The 26,772-nt window shown below is 55.4% G+C and carries 13 protein-coding genes and 6 pseudogenes; 9 read left to right on the plus strand and 10 right to left on the minus strand.

The genetic code is table 11. The annotated features are described in order from the left end of the window. Positions 1-45: 45 nt before the first annotated feature. Both poxB and JNO11_RS06070 read right to left on the minus strand, forming a co-directional pair. Positions 46-1,769 (minus strand): annotated as a pseudogene (gene poxB, locus JNO11_RS06065) (ubiquinone-dependent pyruvate dehydrogenase). A gap of 130 nt (positions 1,770-1,899) precedes the next feature. After that, on the minus strand, positions 1,900-2,799 hold the full coding sequence (locus JNO11_RS06070; protein WP_010669750.1) for a lysine exporter LysO family protein: 900 nt from the start codon (positions 2,797-2,799) through the stop codon (positions 1,900-1,902). Positions 2,800-2,931: 132 nt separating this feature from the next. Between JNO11_RS06070 and JNO11_RS06075 the strand changes: the two genes are divergently transcribed. After that, on the plus strand, positions 2,932-4,569 hold the full coding sequence (locus tag JNO11_RS06075; protein ID WP_167429933.1) for an ATP-dependent endonuclease: 1,638 nt from the start codon (positions 2,932-2,934) through the stop codon (positions 4,567-4,569). A gap of 73 nt (positions 4,570-4,642) precedes the next feature. On the opposite strand, the gene cspD is transcribed toward JNO11_RS06075, so the two are convergent. After that, a complete protein-coding gene (gene cspD / locus JNO11_RS06080; RefSeq protein ID WP_010254451.1) occupies positions 4,643-4,864 on the minus strand; it encodes a cold shock-like protein CspD in 222 nt (73 codons plus the stop codon). Positions 4,865-5,180: 316 nt separating this feature from the next. Between cspD and clpS the strand changes: the two genes are divergently transcribed. Together clpS and clpA are read left to right on the plus strand one after the other, a co-directional pair. Further along, the gene (gene clpS / locus JNO11_RS06085) at positions 5,181-5,501 is read left to right on the plus strand and encodes an ATP-dependent Clp protease adapter ClpS (RefSeq protein ID WP_010254453.1); all 321 of its coding nucleotides are present in this window, start codon (positions 5,181-5,183) and stop codon (positions 5,499-5,501) included. Positions 5,502-5,554: 53 nt separating this feature from the next. Next, positions 5,555-7,832: pseudogene (gene clpA / locus JNO11_RS06090) on the plus strand (ATP-dependent Clp protease ATP-binding subunit ClpA). Positions 7,833-7,918: 86 nt separating this feature from the next. Here the strand turns inward: clpA and infA are convergent. The 5 genes and pseudogenes from infA to trxB all read right to left on the minus strand — a co-directional run bounded on the left by infA (position 7,919) and on the right by trxB (position 13,827). After that, positions 7,919-8,137, minus strand: a complete 219-nt coding sequence (gene infA, locus JNO11_RS06095; RefSeq protein WP_002211347.1) for a translation initiation factor IF-1 — start codon at positions 8,135-8,137, stop codon at positions 7,919-7,921. A 308-nt stretch (positions 8,138-8,445) separates the two neighbouring features. Then, positions 8,446-9,179 (minus strand): annotated as a pseudogene (gene aat / locus JNO11_RS06100) (leucyl/phenylalanyl-tRNA--protein transferase). 33 nt (positions 9,180-9,212) lie between these two features. Continuing rightward, positions 9,213-10,943 carry a cysteine/glutathione ABC transporter ATP-binding protein/permease CydC gene (gene cydC, locus JNO11_RS06105; protein WP_325177074.1) on the minus strand — a complete coding sequence of 577 codons (1,731 nt, stop codon included), beginning with the start codon at positions 10,941-10,943 and terminating at the stop codon, positions 9,213-9,215. After that, positions 10,943-12,713: pseudogene (cydD, locus tag JNO11_RS06110) on the minus strand (cysteine/glutathione ABC transporter permease/ATP-binding protein CydD). The gene cydC and the pseudogene cydD overlap by 1 nt, the downstream one beginning before the upstream one ends. A 144-nt stretch (positions 12,714-12,857) precedes the next feature. Continuing rightward, positions 12,858-13,827, minus strand: a pseudogene (gene trxB, locus JNO11_RS06115) (thioredoxin-disulfide reductase). A 521-nt stretch (positions 13,828-14,348) separates the two neighbouring features. Between trxB and lrp the strand changes: the two are divergent. From lrp to JNO11_RS06145, 6 genes are all read left to right on the plus strand, one after another. After that, on the plus strand, positions 14,349-14,843 hold the full coding sequence (gene lrp / locus JNO11_RS06120) for a leucine-responsive transcriptional regulator Lrp (protein WP_006118610.1): 495 nt from the start codon (positions 14,349-14,351) through the stop codon (positions 14,841-14,843). A 118-nt stretch (positions 14,844-14,961) separates the two neighbouring features. After that, positions 14,962-18,513, plus strand: coding sequence for a DNA translocase FtsK 4TM domain-containing protein (locus JNO11_RS06125; RefSeq protein WP_325177075.1), 3,552 nt, complete (start codon positions 14,962-14,964; stop codon positions 18,511-18,513). 177 nt (positions 18,514-18,690) lie between these two features. Next, positions 18,691-19,302 (plus strand): outer membrane lipoprotein chaperone LolA, encoded by a 612-nt coding sequence (gene lolA / locus JNO11_RS06130; RefSeq protein ID WP_003849334.1) that lies wholly within the window; start codon positions 18,691-18,693, stop codon positions 19,300-19,302. 7 nt (positions 19,303-19,309) lie between these two features. Next, entirely contained in the window at positions 19,310-20,653 is a 1,344-nt protein-coding gene (locus JNO11_RS06135; protein WP_033757131.1) for a replication-associated recombination protein A, read from the plus strand. 92 nt (positions 20,654-20,745) lie between these two features. After that, positions 20,746-22,038, plus strand: coding sequence for a serine--tRNA ligase (gene serS, locus JNO11_RS06140; RefSeq protein WP_033779489.1), 1,293 nt, complete (start codon positions 20,746-20,748; stop codon positions 22,036-22,038). A gap of 319 nt (positions 22,039-22,357) precedes the next feature. Next, positions 22,358-23,509, plus strand: coding sequence for an MFS transporter (locus tag JNO11_RS06145; protein WP_010254932.1), 1,152 nt, complete (start codon positions 22,358-22,360; stop codon positions 23,507-23,509). Positions 23,510-23,562: 53 nt separating this feature from the next. Here the strand turns inward: JNO11_RS06145 and pflA are convergent. Next, positions 23,563-24,304, minus strand: a pseudogene (gene pflA / locus JNO11_RS06150) (pyruvate formate lyase 1-activating protein). Between the two features lie 165 nt (positions 24,305-24,469). After that, positions 24,470-26,752 carry a formate C-acetyltransferase gene (gene pflB / locus JNO11_RS06155; RefSeq protein WP_010254936.1) on the minus strand — a complete coding sequence of 761 codons (2,283 nt, stop codon included), beginning with the start codon at positions 26,750-26,752 and terminating at the stop codon, positions 24,470-24,472. Positions 26,753-26,772: the final 20 nt, after the last annotated feature.

Raw genomic sequence — 26,772 nt, forward strand, 5'->3', positions numbered from 1 at the left:
AGAAAAAAAGGCGGGCATCGCGCCCGCCTGGATGGAGTCTCTGTTTTACCGCAGCCAGTTGGTTTTCGCCAGTTCTACTACCTCATCACCGCGACCATTCATAATGGCGCGCAGCATGTAGAGACTGAAGCCTTTAGCCTGCTCCATTTTGATCTCGGGCGGCATCGCCAGTTCCTCTTTGGCGGTAATGACATCCACCAGCACCGGGCCATCGTGGGCAAACGCCTGCTCCAGCGCGCCATTGAGATCGGATGCCTTTTCCACCCGGATACCCCGGATACCGCAGGCCTCGGCGATAGCGGCAAAGTCAGGATTCTCCAGCTCGGTGCCATCGGTAAGATAGCCACCCGCTTTCATTTCCATCGCCACAAAGCCCAGCACGCTGTTGTTGAAAATCACCAGTTTGACCGGCATTTTCAGTTGCGCCAGCGAGATAAAATCCCCCCATCAGCATGCTGAAGCCGCCGTCGCCACACAGTGCTACCACCTGACGATTGCGATCAATCGACTGCGCGCCCAGCGCCTGTGGCATCGCGTTCGCCATTGAGCCGTGGTTAAACGAACCCAGCAGGCGACGTCTGCCGTTCATCTTCAGATAGCGCGCCGCCCAGACGGTCGGTGTCCCGACATCGCAGGTAAAGATGGCGTCATCACTGGCGTAGTGGCTGATCTGCTGTGCCAGATATTGCGGATGGATCGGCTGCTTGTCGTTGGGCTGCGCCAGCTCGTCCAGACTTTTTGCGCGCCTCGCCATAGTGCTTAACCGCGCTGTCGAGATGGCTGCGATCGCTTTTGTGTGTCAGTTGCGGCAGCAGCACCTGCAGTGTGCTTTTCACATCGCCGACATAGGCCTGATCGACGTGACAATGTGACCCAAGGCTGCCCGGATTGATGTCGATCTGGATGATTTTAGCCTTTTCCGGATAGAAGGCGCGATAGGGGAACTGCGTGCCCAGCAACACCAGCGTCCCGGCATTCATCATGGCGTGGAAACCGGATGAGAAACCGATCAGTCCGGTCATGCCGACATCATAAGGGTTGTCATATTCGATGTGTTCTTTGCCGCGCAGCGCATGGACGATAGGGGCTTTCAGCGCTTCTGCCAGCGCTACCACCTCCTGATGCGCTCCGGCGCAGCCACTGCCGCACAACAGCGTAATATCGCTGGCTTCGTTCAGCGTCTGCGCCAGCTGCGCCAGTTCGGCGGGCTGTGGCAGGACCTGCGGCAACTGTGGCGGATACCATTCCGCGCTGGCGCTCTCTGGCGCCAGTTTAAGCGCGACCTCCCCAGGCAGCACCACCACCGAGACACCACGATTCAGAATCGCTTTACGCATCGCGATGCCCAGCACCTGCGGGAGCTGCTCAGGGTTCGAAACCAGTTCGCAGTAGTGGCTGCATTCGCGGAACAGCTCCTGCGGATGGGTTTCCTGAAAATAGCCGCTGCCGATTTCGCTGGAGGGAATATGTGCCGCAATCGCCAGAACAGGAACGCGGTTACGATGGCAATCGAATAGACCGTTGATCAGATGTAAGTTGCCTGGCCCACAGGAGCCGGCGCAGACCGCCAGTTCACCGCTGATGTGCGCTTCCGCGCCCGCTGCGAATGCGGCGACTTCTTCATGGCGCGTCGGCATCCATTCAATGGTGCCCATGCGATTAAGACTGTCGCTCAGGCCGTTAAGGGAATCCCCGGTGACGCCCCAGATGCGTTTTACGCCCGCGCTTTCCAGCGTTTTGGCGACCAGCGCCGCGACGGTTTGTTTCATGCTCTTCTCCTTTGTCGGCCCGCCCTGAAGAGTGACGTGACCAGAACCGAAAAAAGAAGCGTAGACGACACGGCAGAAAAGCAGGCGTGAAAAAATGCGCTGGCAGAGCTCAGCGCATATCAGACAGGATTCAGGCGGAGAAGAGGGCGATAAGAATCGGGGCCAGCAGGCTCATCACAAAGCCGTGCACAATGGCGGCCGGGACGATCTCATTGCCGCCCGCCCGCTGCAGCACCGGCAGGGTAAAGTCCATTGAAGTGGCGCCACACAGGCCCAGTGCGCTGGAGCGATGACGGCCAATCAGCGCCGGAATGAGCATGATTGCCACCAGTTCACGTATCAGGTCGTTGAAGAAGGCGGCGCTGCCGATGACCGGACCAAAAGCTTCGGTCATCAGAATGCCGGAGAGAGAGTACCAGCCAAAACCGCTGGCTAACGCCAGACCGGTTTTCAGCGGCACGCCCAGCAGCAACGCCGCAATCATGCCGCCGATAAGCGCGCTGACCAGCACCACGCTGGCAACCAGCAGGCCACGACGGTTCAGGATAATCTGACGCAGCGTCATGCCGCTGCCGCGCAGCTGAATGCCAACCAGAAACAGCAGGAAGATCAGCGCATATTCGCTGGCCGTTGAGGCGTGGTGCAGCAGTGGCCACTGGGTCAGGCCAAGCAGAAAACCGATGACAACCACGCCGCACAGCTTCAGAGAGTCCAGCGCCATATGCAGCCGCGAGGGCAGTTTCTCCTGCCGGTGCGCATGCTGCCAGGGGGCATATTTTTCCAGCCCGCGCAGCGCCAGCAGGTTGCACAGCAGAATGCAGAAGGCCGCTACCAGCGCGGTGTGAAATACCGCCAGCAGATTGCTGCTCAGGTTGTCGAGAAAGGCCAGGCTGATGCCCATAAAGAACAGAATGACGTAAACCATCCAGCCCAGCAGCTGATTGACCCGGCGCAGGGTTGAAGTTTGACGGAACGGTAGCAGCCAGCCGGCGATCAGCGGCAGAAGAATAATCAGGAGTCCGGAGTACATAGCGATAAGGGCCATCCATGGTGGAAGAGGCCACACGCTAGCGAAAAAGCGTAACGGAGTAAACCCTGAGAAAGCGGCTTGACCGGCTCGCTGGCGGCAACCATGCTGTTTATAAACTGAGGATGGACGCCTATGATTCTGGAACATATCGACATTCGCGGTTTCCGCGGCATCAATAAGCTCTCACTGCCTTTAACCCAGACCAATCTGCTGATTGGTGAGAACGCCTGGGGCAAATCCAGTCTGCTGGATGCCCTGAGCCTGTTACTTTCGCCCCATGAACCGGCCTATGTTTTTACCGAGGCTGATTTCCATTTCACCCCAGGCGATGTGACCGATGCGATGCGCCGCCTGTCGGTGGTGTTCCACTTTCGCGATGACGGCAACGACCCGGATGCGGTGCTCTCGACCTTCTGGCAGCGTGATGCTCAGGGCCAGCGTCAGCTCTGTTACAGCGTCAGCGCCACCTGGCGTGACAGCGGTATCGAAACCCGCCGCCGTTTTGTTGACCTGAACTATCAGCTGTTGCCTGAGCAGAACTGCGCGGCGGCCATCGATCTTTTGCTGAAACGGTATCCGGTTCTGCGATTGCGCGATGCGCGTTTCAGTAAGCGGACGCGGAGTAGTGCACCGCTCCCCACCGCACATCCTGAGCTACTGGCGGGTATGGAGACGCTGGCGCGCGATCTGGAGCACCATCCGCAACAGCTCAGCGATGAGGTGCTGCGGCAGGGGCTGAAGACGATGCAGCAACTGATGCAGCACTACTTCCTGGTACAGCCGCCCGATGCGGGCAACGAGGTCAGGCTACGGGATCCTCAGACGCGTGAGGGGGAACAGGGATGGCGGGCGCTGGATCACCTGAATCAGCTGATTGCCGGAACCGACTCCCGCAGCCGTCAGCTGATACTGCTGCAGATGTTTACCCTGCTGATTGAGGCACGAGGAGACGTCCCGCTGGCCGCCGGTGCCCGCCCGCTGCTGCTGATTGAAGATCCGGAAACCCGGCTGCATCCGATTATGCTGTCGGTAGCATGGAATCTGCTGAGGCTGCTGCCGCTGCAAAAAATCGCCACCACTAATTCGCCGGAGCTGCTGTCGCAGGTGCCGGTGGAAAACGTCTGTCGTCTGGTGCGTGGACCCTCGCGCGTAGCGGCCTGGCGCATCGGTCCGGAGGGACTGAGTGCCGAAGAGAGCCGGCGCATCGGCTTCCATATTCGGGTCAACCGGCCTGCTGCGCTGTTCGCCCGTTGCTGGCTGCTGGTGGAGGGAGAAACCGAAGTCTGGATCATGAATGAGCTGGCGCAGCAGTGCGGTTACAACTTCGCCGCTGAAGGCGTGAAGGTGATTGAGTTTGCGCAGTCGGGGTTAAAACCGCTACTGAAGTTTGCCCGGCGCATGGGTATCGCCTGGCATGTCCTGACTGACGGTGATCAGGCGGGGAATAAATATGCCAGTACGGCACGCACTCAGTTACAGCCGGGTGAACCGGAGCCGCGTTTTCTGACGCAGTTACCAGCGCTGGATATGGAAAATTTTCTCTATCAGCACGGCTTTCAGGATGTCTATCATCAGATGGCGCACCTGCCGTTAAACGTTCCGATGAGTTCCAGGCGTATTATTACTAAAGCGATTCACCAGAGCTCCAAGCCGGAACTGGCGATCGCAGTGGCTACGTCGGCGGCGGAACGCGGGCCAGAGGCCATCCCGCCATTGATGCGGCAGATGTTTGCCCGGGTGATTGGACTGGCGCAGGGCCAGGCAGATTAGGTGACATCGAACAGGAAAATGCCAGCGGCACTGGCTGGCATTTTTGGGTCTTTGTTCAGAAAGGCGATATGTGTCAGGCCACAGCCTGCACCTCGACCGGCACGATCAGGCTGGCGTGATTGCCTTTCGGGCCTTCGTGGACATCGAACTGAACCTGCTGGCCTGCCTTAAGCGTGCGGTAGCCTTCCATCTGAATGGTGGAGTAGTGCGCAAAAATATCTTCGCCACCGCCAATCGGACAGATAAAGCCAAAGCCTTTGGAATTGTTGAACCATTTAACTGTGCCCGTCTCCATGCTTTTACTTCCCTCGCAAGACATTTTATAAGTAGGTGAGGTCATCGAAGCTGTGAGTCGGATTTGATTAAAACTCAATCAGCCTGTGCAGCTAGAATGTAGAGAAAGCGCGGCTGACGTCAAGCAAACCACCGGGCCAGGTGGGGAAAAAATCATCAAAATTTGAGGCAGTTAACGCTATTGCAAATTTTGTGATGCAGGTCGCGCAGGGGAATTTCTGAATAAATTTTCAGCAGCGGCATGCGGCTTGACAGGCATGTTAAACTCTCAATATGTAGCTACTTAAAGGCTAAAAGCAAAATCTCAACGGAACACTATGGCAAATGCAAACGACTGGCTTAACTTTGAACATCTGGCCGACGATAAAGTACGTGAAGGGTTAAAGCCGCCTTCTATGTATAAAGTCATTCTGAATAATGACGATTATACACCTATGGAATTTGTTATTGACGTTGTACAAAAGTTCTTTTCTTATGATGTTGAACGTGCAACGCAGCTGATGTTGAAAGTTCACTATCACGGCAAGGCGATCTGTGGTGTATTTACTGCAGAAGTCGCCGAAACAAAAGCGGCCCAGGTGAACAACTATGCACGGGAAAATCATCATCCGTTGCTGTGTACGCTGGAAAAGGCCTGAACCCGTCTCCATATAGGAAACAGGTAAGGGCGATAATTGGGGGGAGGTGCCTAATGCTCAATCAAGAACTGGAACTCAGTTTAAATATGGCTTTCGCCAGAGCGCGTGAGCACCGTCATGAGTTTATGACCGTCGAGCATCTGTTACTAGCGTTGCTCAGTAACCCGTCGGCCAGAGAGGCACTGGAAGCCTGTACGGTGGACATTGTGGCTCTGCGGCAGGAACTCGAAGCCTTCATCGAACAAACTACGCCCGTGCTGCCTGCCAGCGAAGAGGAGCGTGATACACAACCCACGCTTAGCTTCCAGCGCGTCCTGCAGCGTGCGGTTTTCCATGTCCAGTCATCCGGTCGCAGCGAAGTCTCCGGTGCGAATGTGCTGGTCGCCATTTTCAGCGAGCAGGAGTCGCAAGCGGCTTATCTGCTACGCAAACATGAAGTGAGCCGCCTTGATGTGGTGAACTTCATCTCTCACGGTACGCGTAAAGATGAGTCCGGCCAGGCGCCAGGCGCAGAAAATCCGGTTAACGAAGAGCAAGCAGGCGGGGAGGAGCGTATGGAAAACTTCACCACCAATCTTAATCAGCTTGCTCGCGTCGGTGGTATTGATCCACTGATTGGTCGCGATAAAGAGCTGGAACGTACCGTTCAGGTGCTATGTCGTCGCCGTAAAAATAACCCGCTGCTGGTGGGTGAGTCGGGTGTGGGTAAAACCGCCATTGCTGAAGGTCTCGCCTGGCGCATAGAGCAGGGCGATGTACCGGAAGTGATGAAAGACTGCACGATCTACTCGCTGGATATCGGTTCGTTATTAGCCGGCACCAAGTACCGTGGTGACTTTGAAAAACGTTTCAAAGCGCTGCTGAAGCAGCTGGAGCAGGACGAACACAGCATTCTGTTTATCGATGAGATCCATACCATCATCGGTGCGGGTGCGGCATCCGGCGGCCAGGTCGATGCTGCGAACCTGATCAAACCTCTTCTTTCCTCTGGCAAGATTCGGGTGATGGGTTCCACCACCTATCAGGAATTCAGCAACATCTTTGAAAAAGATCGTGCCCTGGCGCGTCGCTTCCAGAAGATCGATATTACGGAGCCTTCACCAGAAGAGACCGTGCAGATCCTGAATGGCCTGAAGACCAAGTACGAAGCGCATCACGATGTGCGCTATACCGCGAAAGCGGTGCGCGCAGCCGTGGAACTGGCGGTGAAATATATCAACGACCGTCATCTGCCTGACAAGGCGATTGATGTGATTGATGAAGCGGGTGCGCGAGCGCGCCTGATGCCAGCCAGTAAGCGCAAGAAAACCATCAACGTCTCTGACATTGAAACGGTGGTGGCTCGTATTGCCCGTATTCCTGAGCAAAGCGTGTCAGCAAGCGACCGAGATACGCTGAAAAATCTGGGCGATCGTCTGAAGATGCTGGTGTTTGGTCAGGACAACGCCATTGAGGCGCTGACGGAAGCGATCAAAATGAGCCGTGCAGGTCTGGGTCAGGATCGTAAGCCGGTCGGTTCCTTCCTGTTTGCCGGGCCTACCGGTGTCGGTAAAACGGAAGTCACCGTGCAGCTGGCGAAAGCGCTGGGCATTGAGTTGCTGCGCTTTGATATGTCCGAGTATATGGAGCGTCACACCGTCAGCCGTTTGATTGGTGCGCCTCCGGGTTACGTCGGTTTTGATCAGGGCGGCCTGCTGACGGATGCAGTGATTAAGCATCCTCATGCGGTGGTGTTGCTGGATGAGATTGAGAAAGCACACCCGGATGTCTTCAACCTGCTGCTGCAGGTGATGGATAACGGTATGCTGACCGACAACAACGGTCGCAAAGCGGACTTCCGCAACGTGGTGCTGGTCATGACCACTAACGCCGGTGTCCGCGAGACTGAACGTAAGTCGATTGGCCTGATTCATCAGGACAACAGCACCGATGCCATGGAAGAGATCAAAAAAGATGTTTTCTCCAGAGTTTCGTAACCGTCTCGACAACATTATCTGGTTCAGCCACCTGTCACCAGAGGTGATCCATCAGGTGGTCGACAAGTTCATTGTCGAGTTGCAGGCGCAGCTGGATGCCAAAGGCGTGTCGCTGGAAGTCAGCGATGAAGCACGCGACTGGCTTGCTGAGAAAGGCTACGACAAAGCGATGGGCGCTCGTCCGATGGCGCGCACCGTGCAGGACAGCCTGAAGAAACCGTTAGCCAATGAACTGCTGTTTGGTTCGCTGGTGGATGGCGGCTCGGTGTCAGTGGCGCTGGATCGTGAGAAAGGTGAACTGACCTATCACTTCCTGAGTGCTGAAAAACGCAAAACCGAAGGCACTGTTCATTAATCACCTGCTGCAGATATGAAAAAGGCCGGATTAAAATCCGGCCTTTTTTTTCGCTGCAAATTGCAGAGCGATGAGATTACTGCAAATTAGCGACTACGGAAGACAATGCGGCCTTTGCTCAGGTCGTACGGGGTCAGCTCAACGGTCACTTTATCACCCGTCAGGATGCGGATGTAGTTTTTGCGCATTTTACCGGAGATATGAGCAGTAACCACGTGTCCGTTCTCAAGTTCTACGCGGAACATGGTGTTAGGTAACGTATCCAGTACGGTACCTTGCATTTCAATATTGTCTTCTTTGGCCATCGAATCCTCTGGGTGTACTACCTTTCAGTTGAACCGGCAAGATAATGCCCAATTCAACGATTTATGTAAAGAACCGTCGGCGATTTTGCCAACGCTTTGCAGGGGTGCACGTCAGTCGCGCGCATCCGGTAAAATTAGGGTGTTTATGTGACGTCTGCGGGGGGATTAGCGGGCTAAGAATCTGTATCAACCGGTTACACGCGCACGATTGAAAACAGTTCCGAGAGTGCGTTGAGATTCCCAGCCTGGCAATTCCGGCTCGTTATTGCGAAGCGCGGACGACATACCAAACTCGACCATTATACCACTTAATACGCCTTTATGTGTGCAAAACATCTCTGTGCGACTAAAAAAAGGGTTTGTGTCTGCCAGCAGCCATCGCTGACAGGCTGGCACGCAAGGCTTTGTACATATTGCAGATAGTCAGCGCGCGGTATCTCCTGCGCGCCCAACGAGGCCGTATGAGGGTTAAGTACCTGACAATCCACCAGACGGCCCTGATGTCTGAGGAAATGCTGACAAAATACCCAAAGTGCGGTTTTTGACGCATTCTGCTGACGGCTGAACATTGATTCGCCGCAGAAGATTTGCCCCATCGCCAGCCCATACATGCCACCTGCTAGCTGATGTTCGTCCCATACTTCAATGGAGTGAGCGTGGCCCAGTTCATACAATCGCAACCAGGCGCGCTTCATTTCAAAGGTGATCCAGGTGCCTTCCTCACGACCGGTGGCACAGCCCTCGATCACCTCGGCAAATGACTCATTCATCGTCACCCGATAGGGCGAACGGCTGTGGAAACGCTTCATGCTCCGGCTGAGATGAAACTGCTCAGGCAACAGCACTGCACGGGGATCGGGCGACCACCAGAGAATCGGGTCGCCAGAAGAAAACCACGGAAAGATGCCGCGCTGATAAGCGTTAAGTAACCGGGCAGGGGGAGAGATCACCCCCCCATGGCCAGCAGGCCGTTTGGCTCGCGCAGCGCCATCTCCGGTGGGGGAAATTGCAAAGATTCCCGTGACAGTTGTACCAGTCTCATCGCGTTATGTTACCTATCAGCATTTCGCTAAGACTATAGCGCAATCCGCTGTCGGAAACGCCAGTACCGACCCGCTTTTGAGATTAATTCGGCATGACTTCCCTGTTCCACAATCACGCCATTATCCATCACGCAGATGCGATCCATCTGCTCCAGGCCGCTGAGACGGTGCGTGACCATTATCACGGTCTTGCCAGCGGTCAGCCGCTGCAGCAGGGTGAGGATATGCTGCTCGGTTGTGGCATCCAGTCCTTCGGTGGGTTCATCCAGCAGCCAGAGATCGCCGTCATGCAGTAACGCACGCGCCAGCGCCAGCCGACGCAGTTCACCGCCTGACAGCGGGCGACCGCCTTCTCCCATCCAGGCGTTTAATCCTTCCGGGCTCTCAAGCAGGCGCTGCAGGCCGACGTCATTCAGCACGCGGCGTAACTGCTCATCAGTAGCATCGGGACAGGCCAGCAGTAAGTTATCACGCAGGCTCTGACTGAAGAGATGCACCCGCTGAGTCACTACACTGATGCGCTGACGCAGCGCTGGCTCTGACCATGCGGTGATCGGCAGGTCATTCAGGCTGATGACACCGTGCTGGCTATCCCAGCCACGGGTTAACAGCGCCAGCAGAGTGGATTTACCGCAGCCGGTCGGCCCCAGCAGTGCAATGTGTTCACCGGCTGCCACCTTAAGGGTAAAGCGGTTCAGCACCTTATCCGGGCGGTCGGGATAGCTGAAGTCGAGCTGATCGATATCGACCGCGAGACGTCCTGGCCGGGCATCTGAATCTGCCGGAAAGGTGATAGCGGGTGACTGATCGATAATGTCATTGACCCGCTGAGCGGCATTGATCACCTGCGACATGGGCAGAAAGGCCCCTGCAACCGGTGCCAGCGCCTCGAAAGCAGCCAGCGCGCAAAACACCACCAGGGCAATCAGCGAGCCGGGCAACTGCTGCTGGCTGATTGTCGCCGCACTGAGCCAGAGCAACAGTGTGACGGTTACGCCGCTGATCAGCAGCAGCAGGCTCTGTGCCGCAGCCTGCAAGCGCTGTTGCTGGCTCTGAGCCTGCTGCCAGCGCTGTTCATCTTCATCAAGTTGCTGACGCCAGCCCTGCGAGGCACCGTACAGGGTGAGTTCAGCCTGAGCCGCCAGCCACTGCATCAGCTGCAAGCGCCAGCGGGCGCGCCCACGGGCAATAGCGCCGCCTGCCGGCGATCCCAGACGGTAAAACAGCGCTGGCATCACCACCAGCGTACTCAGCATAATGCCGCCCAGCGTCAGTGCCAGCTGAACATCGATGAAGCTCATTCCGAAGGTAACCACGACAATCACCACCAGTGCGCCGAACAGCGGCGAGATGACGCGCAGATAGAGGTGATCCAGCGTATCGACATCGGCCACGAAGCGGTTGAGCAGGTCCGCCTGCCGGAACCGCGAAAGCTGGCCTGGCGAAAGGGCCATCAGGCGACTGAAGGTGTGGACACGCAGATGCTGAAGAACCCTGAATGTTGCATCGTGGCTGACCAGCCGTTCAGCATAGCGTGCGGCAGTGCGAATGATGGCGGCGCCACGCACGCCTGCCGCAGGCAGCATATAGTTGAAGGTATAGAGACCGGCTACGCCTGCCACTGACGAGGCGGCCAGAAACCAGCCTGAAAGCGTCAGCAGGCCGATGCTGGCCAGCAGGGTAACAATCGCCAGCACGATGCCCAGCGCCAGGCGATAAGGGTGGCGCAGCCAGAGACGAAGAAAAGGACGCAAGGCGGACATCAGCGAATCTCCTGTTGACGATGCTTCAGCATCTCACTGAACGCACCCGGCTGTTGCGACAGCTGCTGCCAGTTACCCTGTTGCACCAGCTTACCGGCTTCCATTACCCAGAGGGTCTGCCAGTGACTTAGCGTATCAATCTGATGGGTTATCATCAGCGTAGTCTGGCGGGCTGCCGCCTGGTTCAGCGCCAGCATCACATGACGTTCACTGAGCGCATCCAGGCTGGCTGCGGGTTCATCGAGCAGCAAAAAATGCGAGGATTTATAGAGTGCGCGCGCGACCGCGACCCGCTGCGCCTGACCCACCGACAGCTGATTACCGCCATCGCCTGGCAGGGTGTCAATGCCCTGGGGCAGACGAGGCAGGAACTCATTAATGCCGCACGACTCCAGCAGTGCCGCAAAACGCTCGTCATCCCAGGCCGCATTCATCACGATATTGTCGCGCAAGGTGGCGGCCGGTAACTGAGGATTCTGTCCTACCCAACTGAGCTGCTGATGCCAGTCACTCCGTCGTATATCGCGAAGTTCAACGCCATTCGCTTTCAGCGAACCCTGATAAGGCAGAAAACCGAGCAGGGCGTTCATCAGGGCCGTTTTACCGGCCCCGCTTTGACCGACCAGCGCAATCTGTTCGCCGGGGGGCGACAGTAAAAGAGAGCGGGCCGCACAACACCTGACCATCAGGCGCACTGACACGCAGATCTTCGGCGATAAGTGCGATTGAGCGATCGGCAGTGAAGGGCAACTGGCCTTCCTGCGGCGCGGTGGCAGGCGTCGCCTGCATAAAGGCTTCAAGGGCATCGGCACCGCCTACAGCCTGGGCTTTGGCGTGATAGAAAGCGCCGAGATCGCGCAGCGGCTGGAAAAACTCCGGGGCGAGGATCAGCACCAGAAAGCCGGCAAACAGCGTCACGCCCTGGCCGTAATCACCAAAATGCAATTCGCCCAGATAGGAGAAGCCAAAGTAGACGGCCACCACGGCAATCGCCAGCGAGGCAAAAAACTCCAGTACGGCAGAGGAGAGAAAGGCTAAGCGCAGCACTTCCATGGTGCGCTGGCGAAAATCGGTGGTGGCGGCGGCAACCGCCTGCTGCTCAGCTGCGCCACGATGAAACAGCCGCAGCGTCTCTCTGCCGCGCAGGCGGTCGAGAAAGTTACCGCTCAGGCGGGCCAGCACCAGGAAGTTCCGGCGGTTGGCCTCGGCCGCACCCATCCCGACCAGCGCCATAAACAGCGGAATCAGTGGCGCGGTGGCAAACAGGATCAGACCCGCCGTCCAGTTGAGCGGAAAAATAGTCAGCAGAATGCAGCAGGGGATCAGCACCGCCAGGGTCATCTGCGGCAGATAGCGCGAGTAATACTCCTGCATCTCTTCGATCTGCTCCAGCAGCAGCGTCGCCCAGCTGCCGGCTGGCTTTCCCTGAATCCACGCCGGCCCCAGATCAGATAACCGATCTAATACCTGCTGACGTAAAGCCTGACGGATAGCCTGTCCGGCACGATAACCGGTCAGTTCACGGGCATAGTTAATCAGGGCGCGGAGCACAAAGCAGAGCAGTAACAGCAGGATGCTGACTGTCAGGGATTCACGCGGCTGCTGGTCAACAATCAGAGCCTGCAGCAGCGAGGCCAGTAAACCCGCCTGAGCAATGATCAGAAGTGCACTTGCCATGCCCAGCAGGGTGTTGAGTCGCAACCAGCGACCGGCGAAATGACGTTGCTGACGAAGCCAGCGGGTAAGATGCTGCTGCCGCGATTTGTCCATGCGAGACCATGATGAATGTCGATGACGGGTGAAAATGGAAAGACATTTCCATCTCTTCAGGCGCAAGAATCTAGCATGAGAGCAATAAAAAAAGGCGACGGAAAAACCGTCGCCAGGAACATTTGAGATCAGAGGGTTAACAACTTACTGATCGTTTTTAACCAGTCCGTCAAGAAAGCGTTCGGCGTCTAACGCGGCCATACAGCCGGTGCCCGCAGAGGTGATCGCCTGACGATAGATATGGTCCATCACATCGCCTGCCGCAAAGACGCCAGGGATGCTGGTCTGAGTGGCGTTGCCGTGCAGACCTGACTGAACTTTGATGTAACCGTTCTCCAGCGCCAGCTGACCCTCAAAAATGGCCGTATTCGGGCTGTGTCCGATAGCAACAAAAAAGACCCGCCACCTCCAGCGCTTCTGTCTCATCACTGTTCTGGGTAGAACGCAGCGTCAGACCGGTGACACCCATCTGATCGCCCACCACTTCTTCCAGCGTGCGATGGGTGTGCAGCACGATATTGCCATTGCGCACTTTTTCCATCAGGCGGTCGATCAGGATCTTCTCTGCGCGGAAGCTGTCACGACGGTGAATAAGGTGCACTTCAGCCGCAATATTCGCCAGGTAGAGCGCCTCTTCCACAGCCGTGTTGCCACCGCCAATCACCGCGACTTTCTGGTTGCGATAGAAGAAGCCGTCACAGGTTGCACAGGCAGAGACGCCTTTGCCTTTAAAGGCCTCTTCGGAAGGCAGACCGAGGTAGCGCGCTGACGCACCGGTGGCGATGATCAGGGCATCTGCCGTGTATTCGCCACTGTCACCCGTGAGGCGGAACGGACGGTTCTGCAAATCGACGGTGTGAATGTGATCGAAAATGATCTCAGTATTAAATTTTTCGGCATGCTCATGCATCCGCTCCATCAGCGATGGACCTGTCAGATCGTGCGGGTCGCCCGGCCAGTTCTCCACCTCGGTGGTAGTGGTCAGCTGTCCGCCTTTTTCCAGACCCGTGATCAGTACCGGGTTCAGGTTGGCGCGTGCAGCATAAACGGCTGCGGTATAACCCGCTGGGCCGGAGCCCAGAATGAGTAACTTACTGTGTTTGGCCGTACTCATGCGTTCCTCAGTTTCATTCGGCTGACATAGCCTGCGATTGTAGGGAATATCCGGCGACAATGACAAGGCTTAGGCAATTTTGTTAACGATAGCTGCAAACGGCGTAGACGATGAGCGACGGTTTTGCCTGGCCAATGCGCCAAAAGGGGGGCAAAACTCGGGTTAGAGGGGTGCAATAGTGGAAAAATAGTCATTTAAAAACAGATACCCAGCGGACTGTCTGGCATCTTGTCCTGAATTTGGTGATTTTACTTTGACAATCGCCTGCGCTTTTGCGAAAACATTATCAGAAGCGAATAACATTTATCGGAACAAAACAGGTTTTCATCGCCCGTTTTGCACGTAACGCCGAATAAAAGCAGCCTGATATGGATAATGACGCATGATGTGGACAGACAACATGCGTCATATCGATAGGTGTCAGAACACAGGCTCTGTTAGCTCACTTCAGAAATGCCCCGAACAATGAGCGTTTTCAGGGCGTGGCAGGTAAAGGGAAGGAATTAAGAGAGACAATAATAATGGTAGACAATAAGAAACGCCCCGGGAAAGACCTCGACAGAATTGACAGGAACATTCTGAATGAACTTCAGAAAGATGGTCGCATTTCAAACGTAGAGCTTTCCAAACGCGTAGGCTTATCGCCTACGCCATGTCTTGAACGCGTGCGTCGTCTCGAACGTCAGGGATTTATTCTTGGCTACACCGCGCAGTTGAACCCGCACTATCTGGATGCGTCGCTGCTGGTGTTCGTTGAGATTACTCTGAATCGTGGTGCACCGGATGTGTTTGAGCAATTTAACGCCGCTGTGCAAAAACTTGAGGAAACTCAAGAGTGTCACCTCGTTTCCGGCGATTTCGACTACCTGCTGAAAACGCGCGTACCTGATATGTCAGCCTACCGTAAGCTGCTGGGTGAAACCCTGTTGCGCCTGCCGGGCGTAAACGACACGCGTACATATGTGGTGATGGAAGAGGTTAAACAGAGCAATCGACTGGTGATCAAAACTCGCTGATGCAGGGCAGGTGCAAAACCTGTGAGATTTCGGTACACTCCTGTGCATTCATACAGGATCAGCGTCGGGCTCGCCCGGCGCTGTTGCTTCTTACTTTACAGGCACCTGGAGAGTCCTCTTGAGCCAGGAATATACAGAAGATAAAGACGTTTCGTTACAATCGATGAGCAGTGGACGTCGTCTGCTGGAAGCAATGCTCATTCTGGTGGCGCTGTTTGCCATCTACCTGATGGTTTCTCTGGTCAGTTTTAACCCTTCCGACCCGAGCTGGTCGCAAACGGCCTGGCATGAACCTATCCATAATATCGGCGGCAGCGTCGGTGCCTGGCTGGCTGACACCTTACTCTTCATCTTTGGTGTGATGGCGTATGCTATTCCGCCCGTCATCCTGGGTCTGTGCTGGATTGCTTTCCGTCAGCGCGACAGCCAGGACTACTTTGACTACTTTGCCGTCGGGCTGCGCTTAATTGGCGTCCTCGCGCTGGTGGTGACGACCTGTGGTATGGCGGCGCTGAACGCCGATGATATCTGGTACTTTGCTTCGGGCGGCGTGATCGGCAGCCTGGTCAGTAATGCTATTGCACCCTGGTTCAGTCCGGCTGGCGGCACGCTGATGCTGCTCTGCGTCTGGGCGGCGGGCATTACCCTTTACACCGGCTGGTCATGGCTCACCATTGCAGAAAGAATTGGTGGCGTAGTCATGGGCGTACTGACGTTTGCCAGCAACCGCTCACGTCACGATGAACCCTGGCAGGAAGAGGATGACGAGCGGGACGCGCGTGAATACGCGGATGTGCCTGAGCTTCATGCCGCCGATCAGGATGATGATGTGCTGCTTTCTGCCCCACGTGCAGCTGCTGAGCCTGCGACGTCACAACAGGATCCGCTGCTGGCTAAAGCTGCAGCAGCCACCAGTGCGGCAGTCGCGGCTACCGCTGAAGCCGCCGAGGTGACCCTCGCCCCGGCAGCCACGGTGACGCCTGCACCTGTCGCCGCATCTGCTGCTGCTGTGGTTTCAGCTTCGGCGCCTGCCGCGTCAGCGACATCCATTCCTGCATCGCCGTCTGCACAACCTGCGCCTGCGTACGCACAGAGCGCGCCAGCTCCGCAGAGTGTGGCGAACTCCCCGACGCCGCCGCAGAGTGCTTCTGCACCCGCAGACTCACCACCGCTTTATCACTTTGAAATGCCAGACGACGCTCCGGCTACGCCGTCGTTCAGTGCTTACGACGATGATGAACCTAAAATGGGTAACTGGCGGGATACGTCAGCCATCCCCGCGGCATCGGCATCGGCGGCAGCCGCTGCAACGGCAGCCCAGGCAACAACGCGTACTGCGCCTGTTTTTGATTTAGCCCCTGAAACCAATCTCAATCCGCAGGTTAAACAAGGTATCGGCCCGGCACTGCCGCGTCCTAACCCGGTAAAACTGCCAACCCGTCGTGAGCTGGCCTCTTATGGCATTAAGCTGCCTTCTCAGCGCATGGCAGCAGAGAAAGCGAAAACGGAAGAGACCGAACCGGTTAGTGCTGGCTCCGTTTCCTCGACTCCGGATGCTGAAGAGGCGTTGCAGCAGGCTGAACTGCGACAGGCTTTCCAGTCTGAACAGCAGCAGCGTTACGGCACCAGCTGGCAGCAGGACGAGGAAGATGAACAGGATGCACTGCAGCAGGATGCACTGGCCCGTCAGTTCGCAGAGCAGCAACAGCAGCGCTATGAGCCAGAAGTGAAAAAAGAGCCGGTATTCAATATTGATACCGCCTCAGCGTTTGATTTTTCACCGATGAAAGATCTGGTGGATGACGGTCCTTCTGAACCGCTGTTTACCATTGCGGCGACGCCAGAACCTGAAGCCCCAGCGGTTTCACACGAACCCTGGCAGCAGGTGAGTGAGGTTTCAAGACCTCAGGCTCCGGCTCATGTTCCTGCACCAGCCAGCTTTGCCCCGGCAGAGCCTGCCTATAGCGCCCCGGCAGCACCGTCTGAACCTGACTATGCTGCGCCTGCGGCGACCTCTGCGCCCGCTTATGGTGCCCCTGCAACTCCTCAGGCTCCGGCCTACTCTGCGCCTGGCTATGGCACGCCAGCGGCAGCGCCGGTTCAGCCGGTGGAAGAGGCGAAACCTTCACTGCATGACAGCCTGATTCATCCTTTCCTGATGCGCCATGAGCAGCCGCTGGAGAAACCTTCCACGCCACTGCCTTCGCTGGATCTGCTGACCGCACCGCCTGAAGAGGAAGAGCCGGTTGATATGTTCTCGCTGGAGCAGACTGCCCGTCTGGTGGAGTCGCGCTTAGGCGATTATCGCGTCAAAGCGGAGGTGGTCGGTATCTCGCCTGGCCCGGTTATTACCCGTTTCGAACTTGACCTGGCACCAGGCGTTAAAGCGGCGCGTATCTCCAACCTGTCCCGCGATCTGGCGCGTTCGCTGTCGACAGTAGCGGTTCGTGTGGTGGAAGTGATCCCAGGCAAACCTTACGTGGGTCTGGAACTGCCAAACAAGCATCGTCAGACCGTCTATCTGCGTGAAGTGCTGGATTGCCCTAAATTCCGCGACAACCCTTCACCACTGGCCGTCGTGCTGGGTAAAGACATTGCCGGTCAGCCGGTGGTGGCCGATCTGGCGAAAATGCCACACTTACTGGTCGCCGGTACCACCGGTTCCGGTAAATCTGTGGGCGTGAACGCCATGATTATCAGCATGCTGTATAAGGCGACGCCGGAAGAAGTTCGCTTCATCATGATCGACCCGAAAATGCTTGAGCTGTCGGTCTATGAAGGTATTCCGCATCTGCTGACCGAAGTGGTCACAGACATGAAGGATGCTGCCAATGCGCTGCGCTGGAGCGTCGGTGAAATGGAGCGTCGCTACAAGCTGATGTCGGCGCTGGGCGTGCGTAATCTGGCGGGCTACAACGAAAAAGTGGAACAGGCCGAAGCGATGGGTCGTCCGATTCCCGATCCGTTCTGGAAGCCGGGCGACAGCATGGATATGACGCCGCCGGTTCTGGAGAAGCTGCCTTATATTGTTGTGATGGTCGATGAGTTTGCTGACCTGATCATGGCAGTCGGTAAAAAGGTGGAAGAGCTGATTGCCCGCCTGGCACAGAAAGCCCGTGCTGCCGGCATCCATCTGGTACTGGCGACACAGCGTCCATCCGTGGATGTCATTACCGGTCTGATCAAAGCGAACATTCCGACGCGTATCGCCTTTACCGTTTCCAGCAAAATTGACTCACGTACCATTCTCGATCAGGGCGGCGCGGAGTCATTGCTGGGTATGGGTGACATGCTCTACATGCCGCCGAACTCCTCGCTGCCGATTCGTGTTCACGGTGCGTTTGTTCGTGACCAGGAAGTGCATGCAGTGGTTCAGGACTGGAAAGCGCGTGGTCGTCCGCAATATATCGACAGCATTACGGCGGGCGAAGAGAGCGAAAATGCCGGTGGCATCGACAGTGATGAAGAGCTCGATCCGCTGTTCGATCAGGCGGTCGGTTTTGTGGTCGATAAGCGCCGTGCGTCGATTTCAGGCGTTCAGCGTCAGTTCCGCATCGGCTATAACCGCGCGGCACGTATCATTGAACAGATGGAAGCGCAGGGCATCGTTTCTGCACCTGGACACAATGGTAACCGTGAAGTGCTGTCGCCACCGCCACACGATATGTAGTGGCTAAATGTTTTGAAACACAACGCAATGAGCCAGTTCCGACTGGCTCATTGTTTTTATGCGGTTAAACCCCATATCTGAATCAGCTTTCGGTTTTTTCCTCTGTTCTGATGGCGGAACGGCGGCCAGGCTTAATGCAGTTATCGATGGGAACGTTTAAATAAGGAATTGAAGCAGATGAAATTACGCGTAATCGCTCTGGGCCTGTTGGCCACCTTTTCTTCAGCCAGCGTTCTGGCTGATGCTTCCAGTGATCTGCAACAGCGCCTGAACAAGGTCAGCAGCTTCCACGCCAGCTTCACCCAAAAAGTGACCGACAGCAGCGGCGCGAATGTGCAGGACGGCGAAGGCGAATTGTGGGTAAAACGTCCCAGCCTGTTTAACTGGCACATGACCGCGCCGGACGAAAGCATCATCATCTCCGACGGTAAATCGCTGTGGTTCTACAACCCGTTTGTTGAGCAGGCGACAGTCAGCCTGTTGCAGAATGCGACCAGCAACACGCCCTTTATGCTGATTGCCCGCAACCAGTCAAATGACTGGAAGCAGTACAATATCAAACAGCAGGGTGACAATTTTGAACTGACACCTAAGAACAGCGACGGCAATCTGAAACAGTTCACCATCCAGGTGACGTCCAGCGGGACCATCAACCGCTTCAGTGCTATCGAGCAGGATGGCCAGCGCAGCGATTACCAGCTGAAAAGCCAGCAGAATGGCGCTATCAGCCCGGATAAATTCACGTTCACACCGCCAAAAGGCGTGACGGTGGACGACCAACGTCAGTGAGGTCACGGTGAGTAACCTGTCCCTGGATTTTTCCACCGAAAATTTCAAACCTCTGGCCGCGCGTATGCGGCCAGAAACATTGAAACAGTACATTGGTCAGCAACATCTGCTGGGCGCAGGCAAACCTCTGCCGCGCGCGATTGAAGCAGGGCACCTGCATTCAATGATCCTGTGGGGACCTCCCGGGACCGGCAAGACCACGCTGGCTGAGATCATTGCCCATTACGGTAACGCCGATGTGGAGCGTATTTCGGCCGTCACCTCCGGCGTAAAAGAGATCCGTGAGGCGATTGAGCGGGCCCGTCAGAATAAACATGCCGGGCGGCGCACGATCCTGTTTGTGGACGAGGTCCATCGGTTCAACAAGAGCCAGCAGGATGCCTTTCTGCCCCATATCGAAGATGGCACCATTACCTTTATTGGTGCGACCACCGAAAACCCCTCTTTTGAACTTAACTCTGCGTTGTTGTCACGCGCCCGCGTTTACCTGCTGAAATCACTGACTCTGGAAGATATTGAGCAGGTGCTGGATCAGGCGATGCAGGATAAAGCGCGAGGTTATGGGGACAGTGACATCGTGCTGCCGGACAACACACGCAGGATGATCGCTGAACTGGTTAATGGTGATGCACGTCGGGCGCTGAACACGCTGGAGATGATGGCTGATATGGCCGAAATCACCGCATCAGGTCAGCGAGAACTGACGCCGCAGCTGCTTAACGAAGTCTCTGGTGAGCGATCCGCGCGGTTTGATAATAAAGGCGATCGTTTTTACGATCTGATTTCCGCACTGCACAAATCGGTACGCGGCTCCGCACCGGATGCGGCGCTCTACTGGTATGCGCGCATTATCACTGCGGGCGGCGATCCGCTCTATGTGGCTCGTCGGTTGCTGGCTATTGCCTCCGAAGATGTCGGCAATGCCGATCCGCGCGGTATGCAGGTGGCGATTGCGGCCTGGGATTGCTTCACGCGCGTCGGTCCGGCAGAAGGGGAGCGCGCGATTGCCCAGGCCATTGTTTATCTGGCTTGCGCGCCTAAAAGTAATGCGGTCTACAACGCGTTTAAAGCCGCAATGCGTGATGCGCGCGACCATCCCGATTACGATGTGCCGGAACATCTGCGCAATGCCCCGACTAAGCTGATGAAAGAGATGGGCCTGGGTAAAGAGTACCGTTATGCCCATGATGAAACCAACGCCTATGCTGCTGGCGAAGTCTATTTCCCGCAGGAACTGGCCAGCGCGCGCTATTACACCCCAACCCAGCGCGGGCTTGAGGGTAAGATTGGTGAAAAGCTAAGCTGGCTGGCCGAGCAGGATCAAAATAGCCCGACAAAACGCTACCGCTGAAACAGACGTTACGGTAATGTGGGCAATGTTTTCAACGCATTCCGCTGGAATGCGTCCCTTCTTTCAACCAACTTTTTATACACAGGATAAGCATGCTCGATCCCAATCTGCTGCGTAACGAGCCAGACGCAGTCGCAGAAAAACTGGCACGCCGGGGATACAAACTGGATGTGGAAACGCTGCGTTCGCTTGAAGAGCGTCGCAAAGTGTTGCAGGTGGAAACAGAAAATCTGCAGGCAGAGCGTAACTCCCGATCCAAATCCATCGGTCAGGCCAAAGCACGTGGGGAAGACATCGAGCCGCTGCGTCAGGAAGTGAACGCGCTGGGCGAACGCCTGGATGCCGCAAAAGCAGAACTGGATGAACTGCAGAATCAAATCCGTGACTTCTCACTGGCACTGCCGAACATTCCGGCTGATGAAGTGCCGCTGGGCAAAGATGACAGCGAAAATCAGGAAGTGAGCCGCTGGGGTACCCCGCGCGAGTTCAGCTTCCCAGTTAAAGATCACGTTGAGCTGGGTGAAGCGGCTAAAGGCCTGGATTTTGCGTCTGCCGTGAAACTGACCGGTTCACGCTTTGTGGTCATGCAGGGGCAGATTGCCCGCCTGCACCGTGCACTGAGTCAGTTTATGATTGACCTGCACACCGAGCAGCATGGCTACCTTGAAACCTACGTGCCTTATCTGGTTAACCACGAAACGCTTTACGGTACCGGACAGCTGCCTAAGTTTGGCGAAGACCTGTTCCACACCCGTCCGCTGGAAGAGGAGTCAGACAGCAGCAACTATGCGTTGATTCCTACTGCGGAAGTGCCGCTGACTAACCTGGTGCGCGATGAGATCCTCGAAGAGGATAGCCTGCCGGTTAAACTGACCGCGCATACGCCGTGCTTCCGTTCTGAAGCGGGTTCTTACGGTCGTGACACGCGTGGCCTGATCCGTATGCACCAGTTCGACAAAGTTGAAATGGTGCAGATCGTCACGCCGGAGCATTCAATGGATGCCCTGGAAGAGCTGACCGGTCACGCTGAGAAAGTGCTGCAGCTGCTGAACTTGCCATATCGTAAGGTTTTACTCTGCACCGGCGATATGGGCTTTGGATCGACTAAAACTTACGATCTGGAAGTCTGGCTACCGGCGCAGAATACCTATCGTGAAATTTCATCCTGTTCCAACATGGGTGATTTCCAGGCGCGTCGTATGCAGGCGCGTTGCCGCAACAAACAGGATAAGAAACCGCGTCTGGTTCATACCCTGAATGGCTCAGGGCTGGCCGTAGGCCGTACCCTGGTGGCGGTGCTGGAAAATTATCAGCAGGAAGATGGCCGCATCACTGTGCCTGAGGTTTTACGCCCTTATATGAATGGCGTCGAAATTATCGGCTAAGCAACTGTAACTCTCTGAACCCGGCCATGGCCGGGTTTTTTTATGTTATTGCTCAGGAAAAACTGTTTAGTCAGGCCTCAATTTAATCACAAATAAACGTTATCGATACCAGCCAGGCCGGAATGGCTAAAAACCTAGTTTTTCATAGAGATAGCATTTAGCGACCTGCCGCTTCTTACGATTGTAACCCACTGAAGATTAGTAAATTAAATTGTCGCACAGCAAAATGTGCTGCCGTTAAAATTCGCCCATTGACTTTAAAAAAAGCCAATGGCAAACTGCGCGCAATTTCCTTCATTTGCTCTGGTTTCTATCCCCTATGTCAACCTGGTCACGCCCCGTGATATTGCTGCTTTGCGGCCTGATGTTAATGACGGTCGCAATTGCCGTGCTGAATACGCTCGTTCCACTGTGGCTGACGCATGACTTACTGACAACCTGGCAGGTGGGCATCGTAAGCTCCTCCTATTACACCGGTAATCTCGCAGGAACTCTGCTGGCTGGCTGGTTAATCAGGCATTACGGCTTCAACCGCAGCTACTACCTGGCTACCTTGATGTTTGCCGTCGCAACCCTGTGCCTGGCGATGATGTCGGGTTTCTGGGCATGGAGTTCAATGCGTTTCATCGCCGGTGTCGGCTGTGCGCTGATGTGGGTGGTGGTCGAGAGCGCACTTCTGTGCAGCGGAACGGTACGTAATCGGGGACAGCTGCTGGCGGCCTATATGGTTGTCTATTACATCGGCACCGTGACAGGCCAGTTGCTGGTCAGCAAACTGTCTACGGAATTACTCAGCGTGATTCCGTGGGTGACGTCGCTGGTCTTCTGCGCCGTGCTGCCACTGGTCTTTACTCGCGTCTCCGCCAGCGGTGAAGCGACAGAAGCCGCTCCGGCCCGCATCTGGCCGATGCTGCGTCGCCGTAGCTCACGTCTGGGCATCAATGGCTGCATTATCTCTGGCATCCTTCTGGGCTCGCTTTATGGCCTGATGCCGCTTTACCTGTCACATCAGGGAATGAGTGATGCCAATGTGGGTTACTGGATGGCGTTGCTGGTCAGCGCAGGCATTGTGGGCCAGTGGCCAATTGGCCGTCTGGCCGATCGTTTTGGTCGCATGCTGGTGCTGCGAGTCCAGGTATTTGTGGTTATCCTGGGTGCGATGGCCATGTTAACCAATGCCGCGATGGCGCCAGCGCTATTTGTTCTGGGACTGGCAGGCTTCACACTCTATCCGGTGGCGATGTCCTGGGCTTGCGAGACGGTCGCACATCATGAACTGGTAGCGATGAATCAGGCACTGCTGATGAGTTATACCGTGGGCAGTCTGGCTGGACCGGCAATGACCTCTGTTCTGATGCAGAATTATTCTGACCAGCTACTGTTCGTGATGATCGCTGCTGTGGCGCTGATTTATCTGGTGATGCTGCTGCGCAAAGCGAATCATCAGGCTACGCCAGTGGCACATGCCTGATCGCTGAACAGCAAAAAGGGAGCGTTAAGCTCCCTTTTTTTGTGGCAGATTCTTCAGTACATCACTTCGTGGCCATAGCTGGCGAGAATGTTTTTCACGCGCTCCATTGTCTCTTTGCTCGGTGGCTTCACCCCGTCCAGCTTGTACTCTTCACCCATCGCAATCCATTTATGCTTACCCAGCTCGTGATAGGGCAGCAATTCAATCTTCTCAACGTTCTCCATATCACGCGTGAACTCCCCCCAGCCGATGCGCGGTGTCATCATCGTCGGAATAGCCGGGCACCACGACAAAACGGATCCATGTCCGTTTGCCTTTTTTCTGCAGGTAACGGGCAAAGTCCAGCGTACGGTGATTAGAGACACCCACCAGAATCTGATGGACGTCATCATTCATCTGTTTCAGGTCGAGCATCACTAAGTCGGTAACGTCGAGCAGTTCATCGATCACCGGATCATAGCGGCGTACGAAGCCGTTGGTGTCGAGACAGGTATGAATACCTTCGGCCTTACAGGCACGGAACCAGTCGCGCACAAATTCAGCCTGAAGAATGGCTTCACCACCCGACGCCGTGACGCCGCCGCCAGAGGCGTTCATAAAATGGCGATAGGAGAGCACATCCGCCATAAGCGCTTCGACGCTGATCTCTTTGCCACCGTGCGTATCCCAGGTGTCGCGGTTGTGACAGTAGAGGCAGCGCATCAGGCAGCCCTGGAAGAAGGTGATAAAACGGATACCGGGACCATCGACGGTGCCGCAGGATTCAAATGAGTGGATACGACCGTTAACTGACATTGCGATGTTTTCTCCAGTAAGTCTGCCGGGACAGACGGCGCAATCTCTGTTGCGCTCAGGGCAGGAAATCGATTCTGGTGGGAACCTTGATGGAGATGACCACCAGAACAGACTTTTAATTAAAAGGCTCCGCGAGGAGCCTTTTTTTATCAGGTAGAGCAGTAATTACAGTGATTTAGTGAAGGTTCGGGTAATCACATCCTGCTGCTGTTCTTTAGTCAGTGAGTTAAAGCGTACAGCGTAACCGGAAACGCGAATGGTCAGCTGCGGATATTTCTCTGGATGTTCCATCGCATCCAGCAGCATTTCACGGTTCATAACGTTAACGTTGAGGTGCTGACCGCCTTCGATGCTGGCTTCGTGATGGAAGTAACCATCCATCAGACCGGCAAGGTTGGTTTTCCGCACGTTATCATCTTTACCCAGCGCGTTTGGTACGATTGAGAAGGTATAAGAGATACCATCTTTCGCGTAGGCAAACGGCAGTTTCGCGACGGAAGTCAGTGAGGCAACTGCACCTTTCTGGTCACGACCATGCATCGGGTTAGCACCTGGTCCAAACGGCGCGCCAGCGCGACGTCCATCTGGTGTGTTACCGGTTTTCTTACCATATACCACGTTCGAGGTAATGGTCAGAACAGACTGCGTCGGCACGGCATTACGATAGGTGTTCAGCTGCTGAATTTTCTTCATGAAGCGTTCAACCAGATCGCAGGCCAGGTCATCTACCCGTGAGTCGTTGTTACCGAACTGCGGATATTCGCCTTCAATGTCGAAGTCGATGGCCAGACCATCTTCGTCACGAATCGGTTTCACTTTGGCATATTTAATGGCAGAAAGTGAATCCGCAGCGACGGAGAGACCCGCGATACCACAGGCCATGGTGCGGTAGACATCCCGATCATGTAAGGCCATCAGTGCCGCTTCGTAGCTGTATTTATCATGCATGTAGTGAATGATGTTCAGCGAAGTCACATACTGTTTTGCCAGCCAGTCCATGAAGTGATCCATACGCTCCATGACGGTGTCGAAATCCAGTACGTCGTCGCTGATTTTGTCGCCTTTCGGTCCAACCTGCATTTTCAGCTTTTCATCCACGCCGCCGTTGATTGCGTAGAGCAGCGTTTTCGCCAGGTTGGCACGTGCGCCAAAGAACTGCATTTGTTTGCCGACAATCATCGGGCTCACGCAGCAGGCGATTGCGTAGTCATCATTGTCGAAATCAGCACGCATCAGGTCATCGTTCTCATACTGCAAAGATGAGGTATCGATAGAGACTTTAGCGGCATATTTTTTGAAATTAATCGGCAGTTTTTCTGACCACAGGATGGTCATGTTCGGCTCAGGTGAAGGACCCATGGTGTAGAGGGTATTCAGGAAGCGGAACGTACTTTTTGAGACCAGGGTACGGCCATCAACGCCCATACCTGCCAGGGATTCCGTTGCCCAGATTGGGTCACCTGAGAACAGCTCATCATATTCAGGTGTGCGCAGGAAGCGAACCATACGCAGTTTCATCACCAGATGGTCAATCAGTTCCTGTGCCTGCTCTTCAGTTAGTTTACCGGCTTTAAGGTCACGTTCGATGTAAACATCAAGGAAGGTTGAGACGCGGCCAAATGACATGGCAGCACCGTTTTGTGATTTAACTGCAGCCAGGTAGCCATAGTAAGTCCACTGTACTGCTTCAACCGCATTGGTAGCCGGACCGGAGATGTCATGGCCATATTTTGCTGCCATCTCTTTAATCTGGGCCAGCGCATGATGCTGGTCAGAAATCTCTTCACGCAGACGAATAGTCGCTTCCAGATTAACGCCATTCTCTAAATCTTCCTGCAGTGAGGCGAACTGAGCGAATTTATCCGCCATCAGGAAATCGATGCCGTACAGCGCCACACGACGATAGTCACCGATAATACGGCCACGGCCATAAGCATCAGGAAGGCCGGTCAGGATACCTGATTTACGGCAGCGCAAAATGTCCGGGGTATAAACATCGAACACGCCCTGGTTGTGCGTTTTGCGGTATTCGGTGAAGATTTTTTTCAGTGAAGGGTCGAGTTCACGGCCATACACTTTGCATGACCCTTCGACCATTTTGATGCCGCCATAAGGAATGATGGCGCGTTTTAATGGCGCTTCGGTCTGCAGACCGACAATTTTTTCCAGTGGCTTAATGATGTAACCCGCGTCGTGCGAGGTAATGGTTGAGGCGAGATCGGTGTCGAAGTCGACTGGCGCGTGGGTGCGGTTCTCAATTTTGATGCCTTCCAGCACGCTTTCCCACAGTTTGGTGGTCGCTTCGGTGGCACCCGCCAGGAATGACTCGTCACCTTCATATGGGGTGTAGTTTTTCTGAATGAAGTCGCGCACATTGACGCTATTCTGCCATTCGCCTTCAGCAAATCCTTCCCATGCTGAAGCCAGTTTTGCATTAAGTTCGGTCATAATATACCTGCCTTATATGA

The organism is Pantoea sp. 1B4, from assembly GCF_016925765.1.
In the GTDB taxonomy this organism is placed as follows: domain Bacteria; phylum Pseudomonadota; class Gammaproteobacteria; order Enterobacterales; family Enterobacteriaceae; genus Pantoea; species Pantoea agglomerans.